The sequence below is a fragment of the Haloarcula onubensis genome, from assembly GCF_031624605.1.
In the GTDB taxonomy this organism is placed as follows: Archaea; Halobacteriota; Halobacteria; order Halobacteriales; family Haloarculaceae; genus Haloarcula; species Haloarcula onubensis.
This window is the reverse complement of record NZ_JAMQOS010000001.1, coordinates 237,943-259,601: the sequence shown is the minus strand read 5'-3', so window position 1 is coordinate 259,601 and position 21,659 is coordinate 237,943. Positions and strand designations below refer to the sequence as shown.

Below are 21,659 nucleotides of genomic sequence, written 5' to 3'. Positions count from 1 at the left end.
GTGGAGCGCCCCCGGGCGCCTGACGGCGGGCCGCCCACCCGAATAATTATATCTCGCTGATAAGAAACTGCGGATGGTGTTTCCGAGTCATGCTAATCGGTGCCATCGACCAGGGGACCGCGGCGACGAAGTGTTACCTGTTCGACGAGGGGGGCCAGCAGGTCGCCAGCGCGTCCCGAGACCACGAACAGTACTACCCGGAACCGGGCCACGTCGAGCACGACCCGACGGAAATCTGGGAGAACACCCAGGCGGTGTTACGGGAGGTGCTGGAATCGACCGGCACCGACGCGGCCGACATCGAGGCCCTGGGTATCACGAACCAGCGCGAGACGACGATAGTCTGGGACCGCGAGACGGGCGACCCCGTCTACAACGCCATCGTCTGGCAGGACAAACGCCCCACGGAACGCATCGAACGACTCGTCGCTGACGGCTGGGAAGGCCAGATACGGGAGACCACCGGGCTGGAACCGGACCCCTTCTTCTCCGCCGGTGAACTGGAGTGGATTCTGGACACCGTCGAGGACGCCCGCGAGCGGGCGAGAGCGGGCGAACTGCTGTTCGGGACCATCGACACGTGGCTCGTCTGGAACCTCACCGGCGAGCACGTCACCGACGTGACCAACGCCTCCCGAACGATGCTGTTCGACATCGCCGAGCTCACGTGGGACGACGCCTTGCTCGAGGAGTTCGGCGTCCCCCGCGAGATGCTGCCCGAAGTTCGGCCGTCCATCGACGAGGACTACCACGGCACGACCGACGCCGACGGGTTCCTCGACGCCGAGATTCCCGTCGCCGGCGTCTTGGGCGACCAGCAGGCGGCGCTGTTCGGCCAGGCGCGCTACGAGCCCGGCGAGGTGAAACACACGGTCGGAACGTCCTGCGTGATGCAGATGAACGTCGGCCAGGAGATGCTCGTCAGCGAACACGGGGCGAACACGACCGTCGGCTACCAGCGGACGGGCGAAGCGCCCTGCTACGCGCTGGAGGGCGAGATATTCACCGGCGGCCAGGCGCTGGCGTGGCTCGAAGAACTCGGCGTCGTCGACGACATCGCCGACACCGCGGCGATGGCCCGGGACGCCGACGAGCCGGGCGACGTGTTCTTCGTCCCGACGTTCCAGGGGCTGGCGACGCCGTACTGGGACCCCGCCTCCCGGGGCACTATCTTCGGGCTCGAACGCGGGACCAGCCGTGAGACGCTGGTGCGAGCCGCGCTGGACGGCATCGCCTACCGAACGCGGGACGCCATCGACGCCTTGCGGGCCGACAGCGGCCTCGACATCGACGCCATCCGCGTCGACGGCGGGATGGCCGAGAACGACTACCTCTGTCAGCGGATGGCCGACGTGCTCTCTGTCGACGTGGACCGCGGCGAAGTGCTCGAGACGACGGCGCTGGGCGTGGCCTACGCGGCCGGGCTGGCGACGGGCGTCTGGCCGGACCAGGCGACGATTCGGGACCGCTGGCGGCTCGAACGGCGGTTCGAACCGGCGGCCGACCCCGAGGAGATGGACGCCCAGTACGAGCGGTGGCGGGAGGCGGTCGAACTCTCGCGGCAGTGGCACTGAGCGCCGGGGGCCGCGTGTCGCGGTGACTTGAGGCGGGCTCAGTCCGATTCGGCGTCCGTCCCGTCGACGGCCAGTCGGCCCAGCACGGCGTCGTGGGCGGCGCCGTTGGTCGCGACCAGCCCCTCGCTGTCGTGTCGCCAGGGCTCGCCGGACACGTCGGTGACGGTCCCGCCGGCCTGTCGAATCAACTGGACGCCCGCCACGGTGTCCCACGGGTTCGCCTCGCCCAGCCCGACGACCACGTCGAGGCTACCACGCGCCAGCAGCGCGAGCGTGAACTGCGTCGAGCCGACACGCTGGAACTGGTCGAACGACTCGATAATCGACCCCACGAGCGCGGCGTACGCCTCGCGCAGTCCGTTCGTGTACCGCAGCGTCACGGCGACGACGAACGCGTCCGGGTCCGAGCGGTCGCTGACGCCGATTGGCTCGCCGTTCAGCCACACGCCGTCGGCGTCGGCGACGTACTGCTCGTCCAGTGCGGGGACGGTGACGACGCTCGTCACCGGCTCGCCGTCTTCGACGCAGGCCACGGCGGTACCCCAGCGGCCCACGCCGTGGACGAAGTTGTTCGTCCCGTCGATAGGGTCGATTATCCACGCGGGCCCCGACTCGGGCACCGTCTTTCGCTGGTCGCCCTCCTCGCCGACGATAGGCTCGTCGGGATAGGACTCCCGAATCGCCTCGATGACCGCGTCCTGAGCGGCCTCGTCGGCCTCGGTGACGACGTCGACCTTGCCGCTTTTCTCCCGCGTGGCCACGTCCGTCTCGAAGGCGTCCATGGCCACGTTCGCCCCGCGCTCGGCGGCCGCTTTCGCGACCTCCCGTCGGTCGGTCATCAGTGTTGCTGGCCGTAGTGCGCGAAGCGGTCGAGCAGGGTGTCTATCTCGGCGTCGGCCAGCAGCGACGGCTCGCCGATGTTGAGCGCCTGGTAGTGGATGCGGGCACAGTACTCCACCATCAGCGCCACCTCGAACGCCTCGGCGACGGTCTCGCCGGTGGCGACGACGCCGTGGTTCTGCAGCAGACAGGCGTTGTACTCCTCGCCGAGCGTCTCTAGAGCGAGGTCCGCGAGCGCCTGCGTGCCGTAGGTCGCGTAGCCGGCGACCGGAATCTGGTCGCCCGCGAAGGCGATGAGATAGTGGGAGGCGTCGACCGGCCGGCCGAGGCTGGCGAAGGTGCTGGCGTAGGGCGAGTGGTTGTGGACCACGGCGCCCACGTCGTCGCGCTCGCGGAGGATGCCGGTGTGCATCCGGACCTCGCTGGACGGTTTCTTCTCGCCGGCGACGTGGTCGCCCGCCAGGTCGACGACGGCCACGTCCTCGGGGTCGATGTCGTCGTAGGGCATCCCCGAGGGGCTGATGGCGACGAGGTCGCCGTCCTGCGTGCTGATGTTGCCGCCGGTGCCCTCGGTCAGCCCCTGGTGGAGCATCTTCCGGCCGTGGTCGGCGACGGCCTCGCGCTGGGGCCGGATGGCCTGCAGACGGTCCTCGGAGACGTCGCCGGAGGCCGACACACTCGCGCGCTCGTCGCCCTCCTCGACCTGGCCGTAGTTCGCGAACCGCTCTAACAGAGTGTCTATCTCCCCGTCGGAGAGGAGTTCGGGCTCGCCGATGGAGCGAGCTTGGTAGTGGATGCGGGCACAGTACTCCACCATCAGCGCCACCTCGTAGGCCTTCTCGGCGGTCGCGCCCGTCGCGAGGACGCCGTGGTTCTCCAGCAGACAGGCGTTGTACTCCTCGCCCAGCGTCTCGAGGGCGACCTCGGCCAGTTCGGCGGTGCCGTATGTCTCGTATGACGCCACCGGAATCTCGTCGCCGATGAAGGCGATGAGGTAGTGGGAGGCCTCCACCGGTTCGTCGATGCTGGCGAAGGTGCTGGCGTAGGGCGAGTGGTTGTGGACGATAGCGCCCACGTCGTCGCGCTCGCGCAACACGTCCGTGTGCATCCGGAACTCGCTGGAGGGCTTCTTCTCGCCCGCTACCTGTTCGCCGTCGATGTCGACGACGGGGACGTCATCGACGCCGATGTCGTCGTAGGCCATCCCCGAGGGGCTGATAGCGACGGTACCGTCCTCGGTCTTGACACTGATGTTACCGCCCGTTCCCTTCGTGAGGCCGTCGTCGAGCATCCGGCGGCCCAGCTCACTGACTGCTGCTTTGGCTTCTTCGGTCCGCATACACCCCATATCGTAGTGGGGGTACTAGTGTTTATGGGATGGGCCAAGCGCTGTGACGCCGCGCTGGCGACCGAGCGGTCGCCCTATTGAAAGGCGTATGATAAATGCATACAATTATATATCGGCGCTTAGTGATTTGTGAGTTGTATGAGTCGCGTGCTCATAGGCGTAGATGCGGGTACGAGTAACCTCAAAGCCGCAGCCTACGACCTGGACGGCGACGAAGTAGAGATTTCGACCATCGAGAACCCCGTCGAGAACCCCGAGTCAGGGTGGCAAGAGCAGAACATGACCACCAACTGGAAGAAGACGGCGACGGTCATCAGCGGGGTCGTCGACGACCTCGACGACGAGGACGAGGTGCTGGGCATCGGCATCACCGGCCAGGGCGACGGCTGCTGGCTCATCGACGAGGAGGGCGACCCGGTCCGGGACGCCATCCTCTGGTCTGACGGCCGCGCCTCCGACATCGTCGACGAGTGGGTCGAAGACGGCCGCGCCGACACCATCCGGGAGGTGACAGGGACCGACGTCTTCCCGGGCGTCACCCTTCCCATCATCCAGTGGCTCCACGAGAACGAGCCCGAGGTGCTCGACGAGGCTGACACCGTCTTCTACTGCAAGGACTGGCTGAAGTACAAGCTGACCGGCGAGCGGACGATGGACTACAGCGACGCGACGCTGCCCTTCCTCGACGTCGAGGCCATGGAGTACTCCGACGAGGTGCTGGAACTGACCGACGCCGAGGGAATCGAGGAGATGCTCCCGCGGCTCGAAGCGCCGACAAACGTCATCGGCGAGGTCACGGCCGAGGCGGCCGTCGAGACGGGCCTGCCCGAGGGGACGCCGGTCATCTCCGGCACCTTCGACATCCCGGCCTGTGCGGTCGGGAGCGGCGCGGTCCGCCCCGGCGAGAGCTCCTCTATCGTCGGCACCACCTCGCTCAACCAGACCGTCCTGACCGAGGCGCCCGACGAACTCCACGGCCGCGGGTTCACCCTCGCCGTCGACGAGGGCTTTTATCTGCGCTCGATGGCGTCGATGGCCGGCACGCCCAACATCGACTGGTCGTACGACAACATCGCCAACCACCGGGAGTACGCCGACGTGGAGGAGGAGATAAAGGACGTCCCCGTCGGCTCCGACGGACTGTTGTACCACCCGTATCTCAGCACGTCGGGGGAACGCCACCCGTTCCTCAAGACCAGCGCCCGGGCGCAGTTCATCGGGCTCTCGCCCGAGCACTCCCAGAAGCACCTGATGCGGGCCATCTACGAGGGGGTCGCGCTGGCGATGAAAGACTCCTTCGAGCACATCGACGTGGAATCCGACCGCGTGATGATAAGCGGCGGCGGCTCCCGCTCTGAGTTCTGGTGTCAGATGTTCGCCGACTGTCTGGACGCCCCCATCGTCCTGCCCGGCGGCGACGAACTGGGCGCGAAAGGCGTCGCGCTGATGGTCGGCGTCGCGCTGGGCGAGTACGACGACCTCGAGGACGCCGTCGACCAGACAGTTACCTACGGGGACCGCTTCGAACCCAACGCGGAGAACGTCCCCAAGTACGACGAGTGGTACTCGTTCTACCGCGAGTCCTACGAGATGATGTTCGACGTCTGGGACGAGCGCATGGACACCCTGAAACGGCTCCGCGAGAAGCAGGCGACGGCGCCGACGCCCTGACGCCCGCCCACACAGCTTTATTGTCGCCCCAGCCGGTGGTTGGGGCATGCAAATAACTGGCTACGAACTGTTCGAGGTCCCGCCGCGGTGGGTGTTTCTGAAACTCGAGACGGACGCGGGCATCGCCGGGTGGGGCGAGCCAATCATCGAGGGCCACGCCAGGACGACGCGAGCGGCGGTGACCGAGATGCTGGAGAAGTACCTCCTCGGGAAGGACCCGCTCGAAATCGAGCGCCACTGGCAGGGGATGTACCGGGGCCGGCACTTCAGGGGCGGGCCGATTCTGATGAGCGCCATCGGCGGCATCGACCAGGCGCTGTGGGACATCAAGGGGAAACACTACGGCGCGCCGGTGTACGACCTGCTCGGCGGTCGCGCCCGGGACAAGGTCCGCGTCTACCAGTGGGTCGGCGGGGAGACGCCGGCCGCCGTCGCCGACGCCGCGGCGGAAGCCGTCGAGGGCGGCTATCGGACGGTGAAGCTCGCGGCCGTCTCCCAGCTCCGCCCGCTGGACACGCCGGCGGCGGTCAGACAGGCGGCCGACCGCGTGGGGGCGGTCCGCGAGGCCGTCGGGGACGACGTGGACGTTATCGTCGACCTGCGGGGCCGGGTCAACAGCGGCATGGCCAGGCGGGTCGCCGCGGAACTGGAGCCGTTCGACCCGATGTACTTCGAGGAGCCCGTCCTCTCGGAGAACGTCGACCGGCTCCCGCGTCTCCAGGGACAGACCAGCGTCCCCCTCGCGATGGGCGAGCGGATGTACTCGCGCTGGGAGTTCAATCGAGCGGCGGTAGTCGACGGGGTCGACGTCGTCCAGCCCTCGCCGTCCCACGCCGGCGGTATCTCCGAGGTACAGAAAATCGCGACCGCGGCCGAAGGCCGCGACGTCCTCGTCTCGCTGCACTGTCCGCTGGGACCGGTATCACTGGCCTCCTGTCTCCACCTCGACATCACCCTGCCCAACGCCATCGTCCAGGCACAGAACCTCAACATCCACGCGCCGTCGGAGAACGAACTGTTGAAGTATCTGAGCGAACCAGACGCGTTCAGCTTTGACGACGGCTACGCGACACCCCCTGACAGGCCCGGACTCGGTATCGACATCGACGAGGCGTATCTGCGGGAGAAGTCCGGCGCCAGTATCGAGTGGCAGAACCCGACGTGGTACCACGACGACGGCAGCATCGCCGAGTGGTGACGCGCGGCCGTTCAGTAATAGTGAACAAACTTATGTGCCGAGAACGGAGTGTATTAATCATGAACGATAGGCCGGACACGCGCGTCAAAGCCACCGCGACCAGCGTCCGCGTTCTGGAGCGAGTGCTGGAGCTGGGGACGGCACCGCTGACCGAAATCGCGAGGGAGTTCGACCTCTCGAAGAGCTCGGTCCACAACCATCTGCAGACGCTCGAACGGTTGGGCCTCGTCGTCAAAGAAGACAGAACGTACCGCGTCAGCCTCCGATTTCTGGAGATAGGTACGAGCGTGCGGGCGAGCGTCCCCTTCTACCGGACGGGGAGAGCGGAAGTCGACCGGCTCTCGAACGGCTCCGGGCTGGCCGCCGGGCTCGCGGTCCTCGAACGCGACGAGGTCATCTGCCTGTACGGCACCGGCGGACAGCGGACGGGGACGCTGTCAGTCGAGAGCGGCCAGCGGCTCCCGCTCCACGCCAGCGCGCCGGGCAAGGCGATACTCGCCGAACTGTCCGAGTCCCGGCTCGACGACGTCCTCGACACCGTCGAGTACGAGCAGTTCACGCCGGAGACGCTCGCGGACGAGTCCGCGCTGCGCGACCAGCTAGACCAAGTCCGCACGCGCGGCGTGGCCGCCGACCGCAAGGAGTGGCAGACCGAGGCGAGCGGACTGGCGGCGGGGTTCTCCGATAGCTCGCTCGTGGGCAGCATCTTCGTCGCCAGCGACGACGGCAGTCTGTCCGGGAAACAGTTCCAGCAGGACATCCCCGGGCTGCTCGTGAGCGCGGCGAACAAAGTCCGACAGGAGATGCGCCGACAGTGACCCCGCATTCAGTAATAGTGAACGATAGCGCGGCCCGAAACGGGGTTTCGGCCTGAAGACGCGCAGGTCCGGAGCCCATCGTGTCTGGCAGGTGTTAACACAAATTACGGAGCAGCGCGTCACATGGCCCTCGTGACGACCGGTGTCGGCCGACCCGTTCGGTGTGCGATGGTCGCCTATCGTTCAGTATTGGTAAACACAGTTCGACGGGCGGCCGTCGTGTCGGCAGGGCAGAACGAGCGGGGAGAGTACCGGCGCCGGGCGTGTTGAAACAGGCTTAAGCCGTTTCAAATGGGGTCGTCGTCCCGCCGTTTCTGAAACAGCGTTATGCTGTTTCATCTACCGGCTACGCGGTCGACGGCTCGCCGTCGGAGATGGTCCGCCAGCTGTCGGGCGATATCCGGTGGCCGCCGAACTCCCCGGCCTCGGGGTAGGCGGTCGTGACGAGAATCGGGCTCGTGTCCGCCAGATACTCCGTCAGGAGTCGGAGGTTCTCCGCCGACAGCTGACTGATGCCGTCGAGCAACACCACGGGGACCCGCTCGCCCACGTCGAAGGTCCGGTGGCCGGCCAGCGCGACGAGGATGCCCACGAGTTCCTGCTCGCCCTCGCTCAGATTGCCGATCTCCGTCTCCCGCCCGTCACGCGCGATGACGAGTTCGAACGCCTCGATCTCGTTTCGCTGGTCGGTCTTGACGTTCAGCCTGGCGCCGTCGAAACCGGGCGCGAACCGCTCGATGGCGTCGGTCATCGCCGTGTCGAACTGGTCTTTCAGTTCCCACTGTTTCTCGGTCTTCCGGTCGCGCAGCTCCCTGATCTCCGTATCGAGTTCCTCCTTCCGCTCCGCTAAGTCGTCGGCGGCGTCGCGCTGGTCCTCCAGGGCGTCAAGCCGGGAGCGCTGTTCGGCGAGCTCGTCTTCCCGGGTCCGTATCTCCGCTTTCACGTCGGTCAGCTCCTCGTTCACTTCGGTCTCCGCCTCCGCGGCGGCTTCCCTGAGCGCGTCCAGTTCGTCGGTCAGTCGCTCCTTGCGGTCCAGGGCTTGCTGGTGGTCGCTCCTGAGTTCGTCGAGGTCCGCTCTGAGGCCGCCGATGGTGTCCTCCAGTTCTGTCTCGCGGCGTCGCTTGCGCTCTATCTCCTCTTTTCTGGCCTCGATAGTGGCGATTTCGTCCTGGAGCGCCGTTCGCTCCTCCCGTAGCGAGTCGAGCTGGTCCGCCATCGACGCCAGTTTCGCCTCGATGTCGTCGCTCGCCGTCGAGGCCCCACAGACCCAGCAACCGATTTCGTCCGCCACGAGACCGCGCTCGACCGACGACACCAGTTCCACTTCGTCCTCTTCGAGAACGCGCTGGTTCGCCCGGTGGAGCCCTTCCAGCAGGTCTATCCGGAGGTCGAGCGTCTCTATCTTGGCTTCTTTCTCCTCGATGTCTGCCGTCACCGACGGCTCGTCGGGGATATCGAGCGCCGCCAGCTCGTCCCGCTTCGACTGGAGCTGTGTTTCGGTCCGTTCGATCTGCTTGTCCAGCCGCGAAATCGTCCGTTCGGTCGCCTGCAACTGGCTCCGGTGGTCCGCGATATCGTCGCTCGCGGCGGTATCGGCCGACGACTCCGCGGCGGCGCGCTCGGCGAGGTCGTCCCGTCGCTCGCGGAGCTCCTCGAGTTCGCTTTCGAGCGTGGTGATAGCCTCCGTCACCGAGGGGATGTTCGACGCCGCCTGTTCGGCCTCCTCTAGCTGTCGTTCCGTCGCCGCTCGCTGCTGTCTGAGCGTCGCTATCTGCTCGTCGATGTTCTCGATGTCGAGAGGCGCCTGCAACAGCGACGTGATGTCCTCGCCGTTTCGGACGCGGGCGCGAATCGGGTTGTTCTCGCCCAGAAAGGCGAACAGCCGGGCACAGGTCCGGTCGGTCTCGTCGGACAGGACGGGGGTCCCCTCGCGCGCAATCGCGCCCGACTCCGTCCGCCGCAGTCGCACCTCGTAGTCGTCGTCGGCCGTCTCCAGAGTCACCTGTCCCTCCGTAGCGCCCTCGGTGAGCGGGTGCGAGTCGCCGTACAGCCCGGTCGTCCCCATGACCGTCTGGAGGGCGCTCATGAAACTCGATTTGCCCATGAAGTTCGACGCCTGCACGACGTTGAGCCCGTCCGCCAGCGTGGCGTCGGCCGCCTGAATGCCCGCGATATTCGAAACGGTGATATCCCACATCGTATGCTAACCAGTGGAACCAAGCATATCAAACCACTGTAAACGGCGCCCGCTACGCGTTCTCCTCGACGGTCGACGATTCGGGCTCCGGCCCCATGTGCTCGTCGCAGACGTACCCCCGTTCGAGCGCCCGTTCGAGGCCGACCTGCGTCGAACAGTCCGGACAGCCCAGGACGATGTCGGTCTTGATTTCCGCGTCCGAACCCCTGGGGAGCCGGCGTTTGTTCTCCAGCGAGCGGAGGCTCTCCTCGACGTTCGTCCGGACGATGTCCTTCGCGTACGCTATCTTGTCGACCTCCCAGTCGGACGTCGACGGTTCCGCGGTGTCGTCGGATTTGGACTCGTCCAGACACTCCGTGAAGTGCCGGTAGAGCGTCGCCGTCGAGACGAAGTCCGAGCGGAGCGCTTCGCCGTCGATGCCGTCCGCCGCCAGGTCGTCGAGCAACGGGAGCGCCGTCGTGTCGTCTGTCAGCGCCTCGTAGTCCGACTCGACGCGCGTGTCCAGCGCGTTCCGGCCGTGTTCGGTGTACACCTGTTTGAGCAGCCGGTGGTTGAACCAGTCTTTGAGCGGACGGAGCCCCGTCGCCGAGTAGTCGCCCCGGCCCGACCACCGCGCGACCAGATACTCGTCGATGCTCTGCTCGCCGATGGCGCGATGAAGCTGGTATTTCTCGACCGCTCTGCCGACCTTGCAGCACGCATCCATACGGGGAGTCAACGCGCCGATGCGAATAAAGATTGTTCGTGCCGCCGGTCGGACGTCGACACCGGCCGGGCTGTCACCGCCAGCAGTAAGTGTCGTATCTTAGTATATCACATCAATTCGATATATGTTCCTTCGAGTGAGACACCGTGACTGTCCGCTGGCGGAACGGAGTCCGGCCCAGCAGCGACGGACTGACGGAACGAGAGCATCTCGATACCGCGAAAATCCCACACGAAAAGCGGCCAGAACGCCGAATTCTCGGACCGAAGAAGAGACCGACCTGTAGCGATAGCGGTAGCTCTCACGCTGGGACGAGGACATCGGTGAGAGCGGCGGTGAAGCCGACCGTCCCCGGCCGGTAAGCCGCCAGTGACCGTTTCAGCCGACGGACGCGCCGTATCTCTCTCAGTGAACGGGCGACCGCGTATTAATATATAACGTTTCTAGTATTCAGTAGTAGTTGTAGTGTTCCAATCATATCTACCGAGCCCGTCGAGCGATGCCGGAGCCGTCGACAGGCCCGGAACTCGATTCCGTCGAGGGTATCGAGCCGCCCCGAGGCCGGAAAAGACAGCGTGGGGAGAGCCGCCGACGCGGGCAGTCGGTCCGGCCGTATATATAGGATGCTCACGTAGCTGTCCAGCGATGGCAGGACAGGTCGGCGATGGGTGCAAGATAGACAGTGTCGCACAGCGGCGGGGACTGACCACGATAGACGAGCGCCTCGAGGACCGGTGGGCCGACGGCGAGAGCCTGCGGGACCTCGAGACGTTTTTCAACCGAGCGGTCCTGCGGGCGGCGATGGCGGCGTCGGGGATGGAGACCATCGACGGCGAGCCCGCGAACCTGTACCGGCTCCTGACCGACGACGAGGTCACCGCGGGGAAACGGGTCGACGCGGCGTCGAAGCTGCGTCGGAACGGCGTGGACCCGGACGCCCTGCGCGACGACTTCGTGAGCTACCAGACCGTCCGGACCCACCTCAACGACTGTCTCGACGTGGGGACCGCCCGCGAGAGCAGCCTCACCGTCACGGACGCGCGCAACACTGTCCACAAGCTCGTCTCGCGCACCGAGTCGGTCGCCCTGCGGACCATCGAACGGCTCGCCGGTCAGGGGGCGCTCTCGATTGGAGCCCCCGCTGTGACGGTGAGCGTCCGGGTGGCCTGTGCGGAGTGCAACGACGAGTACACGTTCTCCGTGCTCCTCGACGAGGGCGGCTGTTCCTGTACGGACGGCTGATTCAGGGTTTCCCGGCGAAAGTCTCCGTCGAGACGGTCTCGTAGGCCTCGGCGAGTTCGTCGGCCTCCTCCGGGAGGACGGCCGCGACGACGTACTCGGCGTGCTCGCCGAACAGGTCCATCAGCCCGTCGATGCGGTCGGCGTCGAACATCTCGACGGCGTCGACGACGAGGAACGGGACCTGTTCGCCCACGTCGTGGACGAGGTAGCCGGCCAGCGCGACGACGAGCCCGATGACCTCCCGCTCGCTCTTGCTCAGGCTGTCGACGGTGTCGTCGTAGACGCTCCCCTCGCCGGTGGCTCTGACGACGTGGAGTTCGAAGGCGGTGTCCGAGGCGTGGTCCGCCGACTGTCGTTCCAGCCAGATGCGCTCGACGGCGTCGTAGGAGAGCGCGTCGAGCACCGCCTGCATCATCTCGTTGAACGTGCTCACGAGGTCCGCTTCGACGGTCTCGATGTGCTCGCGGCGCTCCCGCAGGTCGGCCGCGACCGACTCGCGCTCGGCCTCGATGTCGCCGCGAGCGACCAGTTCGGACTCTATCTCCTCGATCTCCGCCTCGACGGTTTCGAGGTCGGTGACGACACGCCCGCGCTCGTACTCCAGGTCGCTGATGTCGTCGTAGAGCTCGCTCAGCCGCGCCTCACGCTCCGGGTCGTCCGTGGCCGCTCGCTGGAGTTCCTCGATGTCCGCTTCCAGTTCCCGCAGCTCCGATTCGAGGGCGTCGAGCGTCTCGCGGCGCTCGTCGAGTTCGGCCTCGATGTCGTCGCGACGCTCCCGGAGCCGTTCGATGCGGTCGGCGCGGCTCTCGAGTTCCCGCCGTCGGTCCGTCAGCGTCTGGATGCGCTCGGCGACCTCGTCGCGCTCCGCTCGCTTCTCGCCGACGAGCGCCTCGATGGTCTCGACCTGGTCGGTTATCTGTGCCTCGTCGACCGTGCTCCCACAGGTCCAGCAGTCGACGCTCCGGGAGTCGGGGTCGAGTTTCGTGACCACGTCGCCCGACGTCATCGCGTCGGGGAGGTCGCCGTCGAGCAGCTTGGCGTTCATCTCGACGATGGGACTGAGAGTGTTGATGGTCGAGGTCAGTCCCTGTTTGCGCCGGTGGAGCCGGTCGAGTTCCGCGGAGAGGTCCTCGACCGACGCGTCGGTCTCCGCCGACTCCGCTGTCGACAGCTCCGCGGTGACGTCGTCGAGTTCCGCCTCGAGGGATTCGATGGCGTCTTCCTGTGTCCGGCGGCGGTTTCGGACCGCGTTGCGCTCCTCGCGCCTGTCCCGGAGTTCGCTGTCGATGTCGCCGGTGTCGTCCTCTAAGGCCTCGAGTTCGTCCCGCTTCGCCCGGAGCGTCGATTCGAGTTCCGTCTGCCGCTCGGCGAGGGTGTCCCGGCGCGTCCGGAGGCCGGGGAGTCGGTCTGCCATCGCGTCCAGTTCGTCGAGCCGGGCGTCGATGTCGTCCTTTCGCTCACGCAGGCGACGGATGTCGGCCCGTATCGCGGCCGTGTCGACCGGTCGCATCAGGAGGTCATAGAGGTCGTCGCCGGCGAGGATGGCCTGCCGAATCGGGTTCGACTCCGTGAGCGCGACGAACAGCTCACAGAGTTCGTCACAGGAGGCGTAGACGTCCGAGCGAGCGACGACCGTCCGGCCGTCTCGGCGTTCGAGGCCGAGGTCGTACTCGGCGTCGCCGACGCGCAGGTGTGTGCCCCCTGTCTCGGCGTCGTTCTTCAGCGGCGGTGTCGGGCCGCCCAGCACGCCGGCCAGCGCGCGCAACAGCGAGGACTTGTTCGACGCGTTGCGTCCCGACAGCAGCGTCACTCCGTCCGAGACGGCGACCTCGGCGCTGGTGATACCGCCGACGTTGTCGACTCGCAACTGGACCTGGCTATGCGTCTCTCCGTCCCGTCGTTTCGTTTCGTGCTCCATGTCTCGTAGTTCGTCCGCTCGCTCGCGCGGCGACGGCTGTCTGCCTGCACGACCACCCGACCCCGTCACGTCCGAACGACCCCGATACGCACCCGTCCGGGCGACCGGCCGCCACGTGCCCGCTACGGGTTCTGTGGGGGTGTATTCGGCACATGTCTCGGGTCTGGTCTCAGCTAAAGGAGTTGCTCTATAAAAACATGTTGCATATTCCCATGGCATGATAATAAGGTGACTACATCGGCCCCCGTGGCGGCGCCGGTCGGCCAGTAGCCGCTCGAGAAAGAGTATGACGAACGTTCATGCATATCTTACCCATATAAATACGCGGAATTATCATCCCGTCTCCCTATGATGATGGGGGCACAACACAGAAACGAGATGAACGAAAGCATGCCAACGAACGAGACGCCCGACGAGCCGACCGAGAAGTTCTACCTCCCTGCGGTCACGCTGCCGCCGAACCTCGACCGCATCGAGGCGGTCGTCGAGGACCTCCTCGACTTCCACGGCGTCGTGCCGATTCCGACCAGCTACAACAAGTAACGACCGTCGTCGGTGAGCGGTCCGACGAAGTCCGGCGCGGGACGAGACGCCTGCGGCGACGTGTACCCGTTTTCCGTACTCGACCAGTAGCGAGAACCCTATCGCCGGACAGCGAGAGTGACGACTGCCGGCGCAACCGCCCGAGAGCGACGAGAGCCTATCGCGGCGTGTCAGACGGCCTCGTGGCCGGTCGCACCTGGACCGCTCTGCTACCCGACCGGAGCAACGGGTCCGCGACCGCTGCGGGGAGATACACCGTCCCCGAGCGGGTCCCCTCGTCGACCCGCGCCGTCGCCTGCAGTTCCGTCTCGCCGTCGCTGACGACCACCTCGTCGCCGGACTCGACGTCCCGCCGGGCCGCGTCGCCGGGCGCCAGTCTGAGCACCGCGGCCGCCCCGTCGTCGGCGAACTCGCTCGCGCGGCCACCGGTGACGAGGTGGAGGCCGTCCTCCGGGTCGCGCTCCGCCAGCGACCGCGCCGTGCCGAAGGGGGCGAGCCCGTCGGCCGTCCCGAACGACTGCCTGTAGAGGACGCCGTCGGCGTCGGCGGGCCACTGCTGGCCGTCGGCGTCGAGGGCGGCGTAGCTAAGTCCCGCGTGCGTCGGCGCGACCCGCGTCAGTTCGTCGAACACAGCCGCCGGGTCGTCATCGAACGCCGCCGGCTCCCCGGTCAGTCGCGCCCCCAGGGCCGAGATGATTGCGAGGTCCGGCCGGGCCTCGCCCGGCGGCGTGACCGCGGCCGGGAACCGCTGGACGCGCCGTTCGAGGTTCGTCAGCGTCCCCGACTTCTCGACGCCCGCCGCCGCGGGCAGGACCACGTCGGCGTGGTCGGTGGTGCTCGTCGGCATGATATCGACGACGACGAGCGCGTCCAGCGCGGCCAGTCGCTCCCGGAGCCACCCCTCCTCGCGCTTCGAGACGGCGGGGTTCTCACCGACCACGAGCGCGCCCCGAACCCCGTCGCCGAAGGCCGCGAGCGACTCTCGCGCGTTCTTGCCGGGCGTCGACGGGGGCGTCACGCCCCACTCCGCGGCGACCCGGTCGCGGGCCGCGGAATCGGTCACCGGCTGATAGCCGGGGAGGCGGTCGGGTACACAGCCCGCGTCGGCCGCCCCCTGCTCGTTCGCGAGGCCCCTGAGGACGAACAGCCCGGTGCCGGGCCGACCGACGTCGCCCGAAAGCATGAGGAGGTCGAGCAGCGCCGCCGGGGTGTCGGCCGCGCCGCCCTCGACGCCGGTGCCGACCATCGCGGCCACGCGGTCGGCGGCCGCGAGTTCGTCGGCCACGCGGGCCAGCACGTCGGCTTCGACGCCGGCGGCGGCTTCGGCCCGCCGCTGGTCCAGTGTTGCTATCGACTCCCTGAACCGCTCGAACCCCCGCGTCCGGTCGGCGACGAACGCCCGGTCGACGGCGTCGCGGGCGAGTAGCCGGGCGGACAGGAGGTCGAACACCGTCGCGTCCCGACCGGGCCGCGGGGCGACGTGGTGGGCGGCCAGCCTGGTCGTCTCGTTGCCGACCGGGTCGACGTGGACAAGCGTCGTCCCGTCGGCGACGGCGGGCCTGACGAAGCTGTTGAACGCGACGGGCTGGCGCTCGGCGGGGTTCGCGCCCGCGACGATAATCACGTCCGCCTCACCGACGTCGGCGAGGCCGTTGGTCGTCGCCGGCCAGCCGAGTCGCTCGGCGAGGGTCCGGGCGGTCCCCTCGTGGCAGAGCCGCGACCGGTTGTCCACGTTGTTGGTGCCGAGGACGCGTGCGACTTTCTGGAGGAGGTAGTTCTCCTCGGTCGTGCAGTGGGGGGCGCCGAGGAAGGCCAACGCGTCCGGTCCCCCGGCCTCGCGGACGCCGCCTAGGACCTCGGCGGCGCGGTCCAGCGCCCGCTCCCACGAGGCGGGTTCGAGTTCCCCGTCGCGGCGCACCAGCGGCTCGGTCAGGCGCTCCTCGCCCACGTCGAAGGCGCCGACGCCCTTCGCACAGAGGCGCCCCTCTGGGTTGGCGGGACCGGGGACCCCTCTGGCCCGCGACCCGTCGCCCGCCCGCAGGCGACAGCCGACCCCACAGAGCGGACAGACCGTCGCCGGCCGCTCGCTCACTGACCCACCACCTACCGACGCCGGACGCGCCGTCCCAGCGTCCGCAGGACGGTGACGAGGTAGCCAAGGCCCGCCCGGGCGTCCGCCGACCGGAGCGCCGAGACGGCCCCGAGCAGCCCCATCGGTTCGCTCTCCCGCTGGGCGTCACCGACGGCGCCCACCAGGGAATTTATTCCGTCGACGGCTTCGGGGTCGAGGTCGAGCGCCGAGAGGGTCTGTGCGGTGTCGACCAGCGCTTCCAGGTCGCCCTCGCGCTGGAGGTCGAGCACCAGGTCCAGCGCGTCGACCAGGTCGGCGCCGCTCTCTTCGAGCAACGCCGACAGCTCGTCGATTTCCTCCGGGGAGAGCGACTCCGTGAGCGCCGTTGCGACCGTCGCGAGGTCGTCGACGTGGCCCTCGCGCTGGAGGGCAACGAGCGTCGAAAGTGACTCCCCGAGTTCGTCCGCGTTCTCGCCCAGTTCGGTCGCCAGCGACGCCGCGCCCTCGGTCGAGAGCCCCTCTGCGGCCTCGACGAGGTTCGCCGCCGAGTCCGTGACGTACTGGACCTCGTCCTCGTCGGCGCTGGCGGCGACGAGGATTGCCGTGGTGAGTACGTCGTCGAGTTCGTCGCTGCTGCCGACGAGGGCCGCGAGTTCGTCGCCGTGTTCGGAAAGTGCCTGCTCCAGTGCGGCCCGGCCCTCGCGGTCGGTCGCGTCCTCGTGGTCCCCCAGCGTCGCCGTCGTGGGGTAGGACTGCTGTGGTTTCGCCATCTCAGTCGTCCCCCATGGTGGTCTCGGCGGTAGTTACGGTCGGTTCGGCCTCAGGACCGGCGGCCCGCAGACTGACGGCCGAGACCTTGAACTCCGGCGTCGCGGCGGCCGGGTCGAGGTGTTCCTCGTCGGTGAGCCGGTTGACCGCGCTCTCGGCGAAGTGGATGGGGACGAAGACGTTGTCGGGGCCGACGCGGTCGGTCACCTGCGCCGGGACGACGATTTCGCCCCGCCGGGATTCCAGCGTCACCAGGTCGCCGCTCTCGACGCCCAGCGACTCGGCGGTCTCGGGATGTATCTCCACGAAGTCACTCGGCGTGTACTTCATGATGCCCTCCTCGCGGTGGGTCATCGTGCCGGTGTGGTACTGGTAGAGGACCCGCCCGGTGGTGAGCGTGTACGGGTAGTCGTCGTCGGGCGTCTCGGCCGGTTCGCTGTAGCCGACGGCCTGGAGGTTGGCCTTGCCGTTCTCGGTGTTGAACTCCTCGGCGTAGAGGCGTTCGGTCCCGGGATGGTCCTCGTCGGGACAGGGCCACTGGAGCCCGCCGTTCGCTTCGACGCGCTCGTGGGAAATACCGCCGTACAGCGGCGTCAGGGAGTTTACCTCCCGCATGATTTCGGCCGTGTCGTCGTAGTCCCACGCCCGTCCCATCCGGTTGGCGAGGTCCTGCAGAATCTCCCAGTCCGGCCGGGAGTCGCCCTTGGGTTCCATCACCTGCTTGACCATCTGGACGGTCCGGTCGGTGTTGGTGAACGTGCCGGTCTTCTCGACGAACGACGAGGCGGGCAGTACCACGTCGGCGTACTGGGCCGTCTCGTTGAGGAAGAGGTCCTGCACGACGAGGAAGTCGAGTTCTTCGAGCACGTCCTCGGCGTGGTTGACGCCGGGTTCGGAGAGGGCGGCGTTCTCGCCGATGATGTACATCCCCTTGATGTCGTCGTCGTCGGCCGCGAGGAACATCTGGGTGGTGTAGTAGCCGTACTCGCCCGAGATGTCGCAGTCCCAGGCCTCCTCGAACTTCGCGCGAATCTCGTCGTCCGCGATGTCCTGATACCCCGGGAAGTTGTCCGGCAGCGGCCCCATGTCGCCGCCGCCGCCCTGGACGTTGTTCTGGCCGCGAAACGGCGAGACGCCGGTGCCGGGCTTGCCGAGGTTCCCCGTCACGGCGGCGAGGTTCGCCATCGCCATGACGTTCTCGGTCCCGTGGGAGTGCTCTGTCAGCCCGAGCGTCCAGCCGAAGACACAGCTGTCGGCCTCGGCGATGGTCTCGGCCGCCGAGACGATTTCCTCGTGGGGGACGCCCGTGACCTCCTCGACGCGTTCGGGCGTGAACTCCTGGACCGACTCTTTGACGTCCTCGAAGCCGGTCGTGCGCTCCTCGACGAACGCCTCGTCGTGGAGGTCGTTGTTGACGATGTAGCGGGTGATACCGTTTATCCACACCGCGTCGTAGCCGGGCGCGACCTGGCTGTACTGGTCTGCGTACTCTGCGATCTGTATCTCGCGGGGGTCAAAGACGAGCAGGTCCGCGCCGTCGCGGACGTTCTGTTTGATGCGGGTCGCCAGCACGGGGTGGGCCTCCGTGGTGTTCGAACCGGTCAGGAGGATGCAGTCGGCGATTTCGAGGTCCTCGGTGCTGATGGAGGCCGCACCGTAGCCGTAGGTCTTCGCCAGTCCCGCGACCGTCGAGGAGTGACAGAGCCGGTTGCAGTTGTCGACGCTGTTCGTGCCCAGCACCTGCCGGGCGAACTTGCCCATCAGGTAGTTCTCCTCGTTTGTCGCCTTCGAGGAGGCGATGAGCGACAGGGCCTCACCGCCGTGCTGGTCCCTGATATCGCCCAGCCCCTCGGCCACCCGGGTCAGCGCCTCGTCCCACGACGCCTCGCGGAACTCGCCGTTCTCGTCGCGAACCAGCGGCGTCGTCAGCCGGTCGTCGGAGTTGATGAAGTCGTAGCCGAACTTCCCTTTCACGCAGGTGGAGATGCCGTTGACCGGGGCGTCCTCCTCCTCGGTCGGGCGGGCGGCGAGTATCTCCTCGCCGTCGGAGTAGAGGTCGAACCGACAGCCGACGGCGCAGTAGCCACAGGTCGTGTCCGCGACGTTGAGGTCTTCGAGGCGCTTGTCGCCGATGGACTGGGCGACCTCGAACAGTTTGCCCTCCGACAGCGTGTCGGCGGCGACCCCTTCGGCGACGTGCTCGACGTTCTCCAGGGCCTGCTGTTTGGCCTGCTGCATGTAGCCGGCGACGCCGTCCAAGTCCTCGCTCACGGCCACTCACCCCCGTCGAACGCGGCCGGGCCGTCCGTCTTCGCGTCCTCGCCGGCCGCCGCGTCGGTAGCCCCGTCGGCGAGAGTCGGCGTCTCGTCGGCGGCCCCGTTCGCACTCGCGTCGCCGTTGCGCTCCGTGTCGCGCTTCTTCGGCGTCATCGGCCCCTTCGTCTCCCCGCTGCTCTCGATGACCTTGCCGACGCTGTTCTTCTGGGTGAAGCCCGGAATCGGGATGGTCGTCGCGTCCTCGATGCCCTTCTCGACGAGCGAGCCGGTCGGACAGACCGTCGCGCAGTGCCCACAGGAGACACACGTCGAGTCCTCCATCGTCTCGGCGTCGCTCTGGAAACCGATGCGGGTGTCCTGGCCCGACCCCTCCATTCGCAGGACGCCCTCGACCTGCACGTCGTTGCAGGCCTCGACACAGCGGTTACAGAGGATACACTTGTTGCGGTCTATCTGGATGAACGAGGAGGTGTCGTCGATGGGTTCGTACTCGTCGCGGTCGTCTAACACGCCGTATCGGGGCTCCTCGACCTCCTGTTCGATGGCGGCGTCCTGTAGCTCACAGCGACCGTTCTTCCCGCAGGTCGTACACCGGAGGTTGTGGTTCGACAGCACCAGGTCGAGGTTCACGTCCCGGGCCTCGGCGGCCGCCTCGGCGTCGGTACTGACGGTCATGCCGTCCTCGGCCGGGTGGCTGCAGGCCGGGACGATGCCGTCGGCGTCGGTCTCGACCATGCAGGTGCGACACTCGCTGCGCGGGCCGATCTCCTGTCTGTCGTAGCTACACAGCGCGGGGACGGACGACTCGACCTCGACGGCCTCGACGGCGTCGAGCAGGGTCGCCCCCGGTTCGACCGTGACGGGTATCCCGTCGACGGTCACGGTCGCCCGGTCGGCGCCGCCGACCGCGGGGTCGGCTGCGGTTCCCGGTGCGATTTGCTCGGTCAACGGCGGCGCGTCCTCGTGTGTGTGGTCTGAACTCATGTTATCTCACCTCTGCTGCCATCCGGCAGCTGTTCGCTGGACAGCGCCCGTCGGCGTGGGCCTGTAGCTCTGACTCGAACGTCTCGATAGCCGTCCGGGCGGGTCGACCGGCCTCGACGCCGAACGCGCAGATGCTCGACGTCTCCATCACCCGGACCAGTTCCTCGATGTCCCCCGGCGCGTACCCGCCGTCGTAGACGTCCCGGAGGAGGTCGGCAAGCTGTGTCGTCCCCTCGCGACAGGGGACACACCGCCCGCAGTTCTCGTCGGCGGCGAACTGGGTGCGCTTCCCGACGAACTCCAGCACGCAGCGGTCGTCGGCGAGCACCTGCACCGTCCCCTCGGTGCCCAGTCCCGCCGCCGACAGCGCCGCCGGGTCGACCCCGACGTCTACGTCCGCCGTGAGCCCGCCAAAGCGGCCGCCGACACAGGCGGCCTTGAACTCGCCGTCGACGGAGACGGGGTCTATGGCCTCGCCCAGCGTCGCCGACTCGGGCAGTTCGACCGTGGCGGGCGCGGCCACGTCGCCCTCGACTCGAACCAGGCGGGTGTCGGGCGCCTCGCCGTCGCGGAGCGCGACCGCGAGGTGGGCCAGCGTCCGGGGCGTGTGGACCAGCGTTGGCTGGCCGTGCAGGCCGACCGACTCCGGGCCGGGCGGCCGGATGCGGGCCTCGAGCCGGTGGTTCCCCTCGATAGCTTCGAGCGCCATCGTCGGTTCGCCGGCGCGGTGCTCGGCGGGGCCGGTGACAACGTCGATGGCGACCGTCGGGTCCGGATAGTTCCCCGCCGCCTCCCGCACCGTCTCGGCGGCGCGCTCGTCCGCGGCCGAGACGTAGACGATGACGCTGTCGGCGCCGACGGCCCGCGCGGCGGCGGTCGCGCCCTCGATGACCTCGAAGGGGACGCTCGAGAGCAACAGCGCGTCCGTCGGGTTCCCGTGGCCGTTCACGACGACCACGGGGTCGCCGTCGGCGTCCCGTGTCGTCTCCCAGGTCGGGGCGAGCGGGTCGTCCTGGCAGATGTCGCCCCACCCCCGGCCCTGGATGTCCGCCGCGGCCGAAAGCACCGCCGTCGCGTCGGCGGCGTCGAAGCCGCCCGCGGCCTCGTGGTCCGCGGGGTCCGTGGGACGGTGCCACCCGGCGCCACGCAGGACGTGTCGGTGGCCCGCGTCGAGTCCCGGCAGGTCCGCCGCCGGCAGTCGCGCCGTCCCCGGGTCGTGGTCGGCGACGGCGTCCGGGTCCGTGGCCCCGACGCCCGCTCCGCCGGCGACGCGCTCGGCGATTGTCTCTAGCTCCGCCGTCGAACAGTTCGCGTGGAACGCCGTCTCGCCGCCCGCCGTCACCGTGACGAGCGGTTCGAGCGCCGGCACGCCGGTCGACCCGACCTCGACGACCCGCGCGTCCGAGTCGTCGGCGACAGACAGGAGGTCAGAAGCCGCGCGCGCGCCGGAGATACGTATCGTCGTCTCCTCCGCTGAGATAGTGGGTGTCATTTGCTACCGTATG

Annotated in this window: 16 protein-coding genes; 6 read left to right on the top strand and 10 right to left on the bottom strand. The window is 67.9% G+C overall.

Annotated features, from left to right (window positions below; translation table 11 throughout):
- Positions 1 to 89: 89 nt before the first annotated feature.
- Positions 90 to 1,574, top strand: coding sequence for a glycerol kinase GlpK (gene glpK, locus NDI86_RS01360; protein WP_310898594.1), 1,485 nt, complete (start codon positions 90 to 92; stop codon positions 1,572 to 1,574).
- A gap of 38 nt (positions 1,575 to 1,612) precedes the next feature.
- Here glpK and NDI86_RS01355 read toward each other — a convergent pair whose 3' ends face one another.
- Positions 1,613 to 2,413: an inositol monophosphatase family protein gene (locus NDI86_RS01355; protein WP_310898593.1), complete on the bottom strand. Its 801-nt coding sequence runs from the start codon at positions 2,411 to 2,413 to the stop codon at positions 1,613 to 1,615.
- A complete protein-coding gene (locus NDI86_RS01350; RefSeq protein WP_310898592.1) occupies positions 2,413 to 3,753 on the bottom strand; it encodes a class II aldolase/adducin family protein in 1,341 nt (446 codons plus the stop codon). The genes NDI86_RS01355 and NDI86_RS01350 overlap by 1 nt, the downstream gene beginning before the upstream one ends.
- Before the next feature lie 147 nt (positions 3,754 to 3,900).
- On the opposite strand from NDI86_RS01350, the gene NDI86_RS01345 reads away from it, so the two are divergent.
- The 3 genes from NDI86_RS01345 to NDI86_RS01335 are packed head-to-tail and all read left to right on the top strand — an operon-like array spanning position 3,901 to position 7,449.
- Entirely contained in the window at positions 3,901 to 5,433 is a 1,533-nt protein-coding gene (locus NDI86_RS01345; protein ID WP_310898591.1) for an FGGY-family carbohydrate kinase, read from the top strand.
- Positions 5,434 to 5,479: 46 nt separating this feature from the next.
- Entirely contained in the window at positions 5,480 to 6,631 is a 1,152-nt protein-coding gene (gene dgoD / locus NDI86_RS01340; protein ID WP_310898590.1) for a galactonate dehydratase, read from the top strand.
- Positions 6,632 to 6,690: 59 nt separating this feature from the next.
- Entirely contained in the window at positions 6,691 to 7,449 is a 759-nt protein-coding gene (locus tag NDI86_RS01335; RefSeq protein ID WP_310898589.1) for an IclR family transcriptional regulator, read from the top strand.
- A gap of 346 nt (positions 7,450 to 7,795) precedes the next feature.
- Here the strand turns inward: NDI86_RS01335 and NDI86_RS01330 are convergent, their stop codons facing one another.
- Positions 7,796 to 9,646 (bottom strand): archaea-specific SMC-related protein, encoded by a 1,851-nt coding sequence (locus tag NDI86_RS01330; RefSeq protein WP_310898588.1) that lies wholly within the window; start codon positions 9,644 to 9,646, stop codon positions 7,796 to 7,798.
- Between the two features lie 52 nt (positions 9,647 to 9,698).
- Positions 9,699 to 10,352 carry a rod-determining factor RdfA gene (rdfA, locus tag NDI86_RS01325; RefSeq protein WP_310898587.1) on the bottom strand — a complete coding sequence of 218 codons (654 nt, stop codon included), beginning with the start codon at positions 10,350 to 10,352 and terminating at the stop codon, positions 9,699 to 9,701.
- 645 nt (positions 10,353 to 10,997) lie between these two features.
- On the opposite strand from rdfA (NDI86_RS01325), the gene rdfA (NDI86_RS01320) reads away from it, so the two are divergent.
- Positions 10,998 to 11,594, top strand: a complete 597-nt coding sequence (gene rdfA / locus NDI86_RS01320; RefSeq protein WP_310898586.1) for a rod-determining factor RdfA — start codon at positions 10,998 to 11,000, stop codon at positions 11,592 to 11,594.
- A 1-nt stretch (position 11,595) separates the two neighbouring features.
- On the opposite strand, the gene NDI86_RS01315 is transcribed toward rdfA (NDI86_RS01320), so the two are convergent.
- A complete protein-coding gene (locus NDI86_RS01315) occupies positions 11,596 to 13,512 on the bottom strand; it encodes an archaea-specific SMC-related protein (protein ID WP_310898585.1) in 1,917 nt (638 codons plus the stop codon).
- 390 nt (positions 13,513 to 13,902) lie between these two features.
- On the opposite strand from NDI86_RS01315, the gene NDI86_RS01310 reads away from it, so the two are divergent.
- Complete coding sequence (locus NDI86_RS01310; RefSeq protein ID WP_310898584.1) at positions 13,903 to 14,055, top strand: hypothetical protein; 153 nt, start codon at positions 13,903 to 13,905, stop codon at positions 14,053 to 14,055.
- Between the two features lie 157 nt (positions 14,056 to 14,212).
- Here the strand turns inward: NDI86_RS01310 and NDI86_RS01305 are convergent, their stop codons facing one another.
- Genes NDI86_RS01305 through NDI86_RS01290 form a run of 5 tightly spaced genes read right to left on the bottom strand, consistent with a single transcriptional unit; the run spans position 14,213 to position 21,646 of the window.
- Positions 14,213 to 16,147: a molybdopterin oxidoreductase family protein gene (locus tag NDI86_RS01305; RefSeq protein ID WP_310898583.1), complete on the bottom strand. Its 1,935-nt coding sequence runs from the start codon at positions 16,145 to 16,147 to the stop codon at positions 14,213 to 14,215.
- 11 nt (positions 16,148 to 16,158) lie between these two features.
- A complete protein-coding gene (locus NDI86_RS01300) occupies positions 16,159 to 16,896 on the bottom strand; it encodes a helical membrane plugin domain-containing protein (RefSeq protein WP_310898582.1) in 738 nt (245 codons plus the stop codon).
- Between the two features lies 1 nt (position 16,897).
- On the bottom strand, positions 16,898 to 19,132 hold the full coding sequence (gene fdhF, locus NDI86_RS01295) for a formate dehydrogenase subunit alpha (RefSeq protein WP_417936243.1): 2,235 nt from the start codon (positions 19,130 to 19,132) through the stop codon (positions 16,898 to 16,900).
- 29 nt (positions 19,133 to 19,161) lie between these two features.
- Positions 19,162 to 20,154: a 2Fe-2S iron-sulfur cluster-binding protein gene (locus tag NDI86_RS22080; protein ID WP_417936234.1), complete on the bottom strand. Its 993-nt coding sequence runs from the start codon at positions 20,152 to 20,154 to the stop codon at positions 19,162 to 19,164.
- A gap of 1 nt (position 20,155) precedes the next feature.
- Positions 20,156 to 21,646: an NADH-ubiquinone oxidoreductase-F iron-sulfur binding region domain-containing protein gene (locus NDI86_RS01290; RefSeq protein ID WP_310898581.1), complete on the bottom strand. Its 1,491-nt coding sequence runs from the start codon at positions 21,644 to 21,646 to the stop codon at positions 20,156 to 20,158.
- Positions 21,647 to 21,659: the final 13 nt, after the last annotated feature.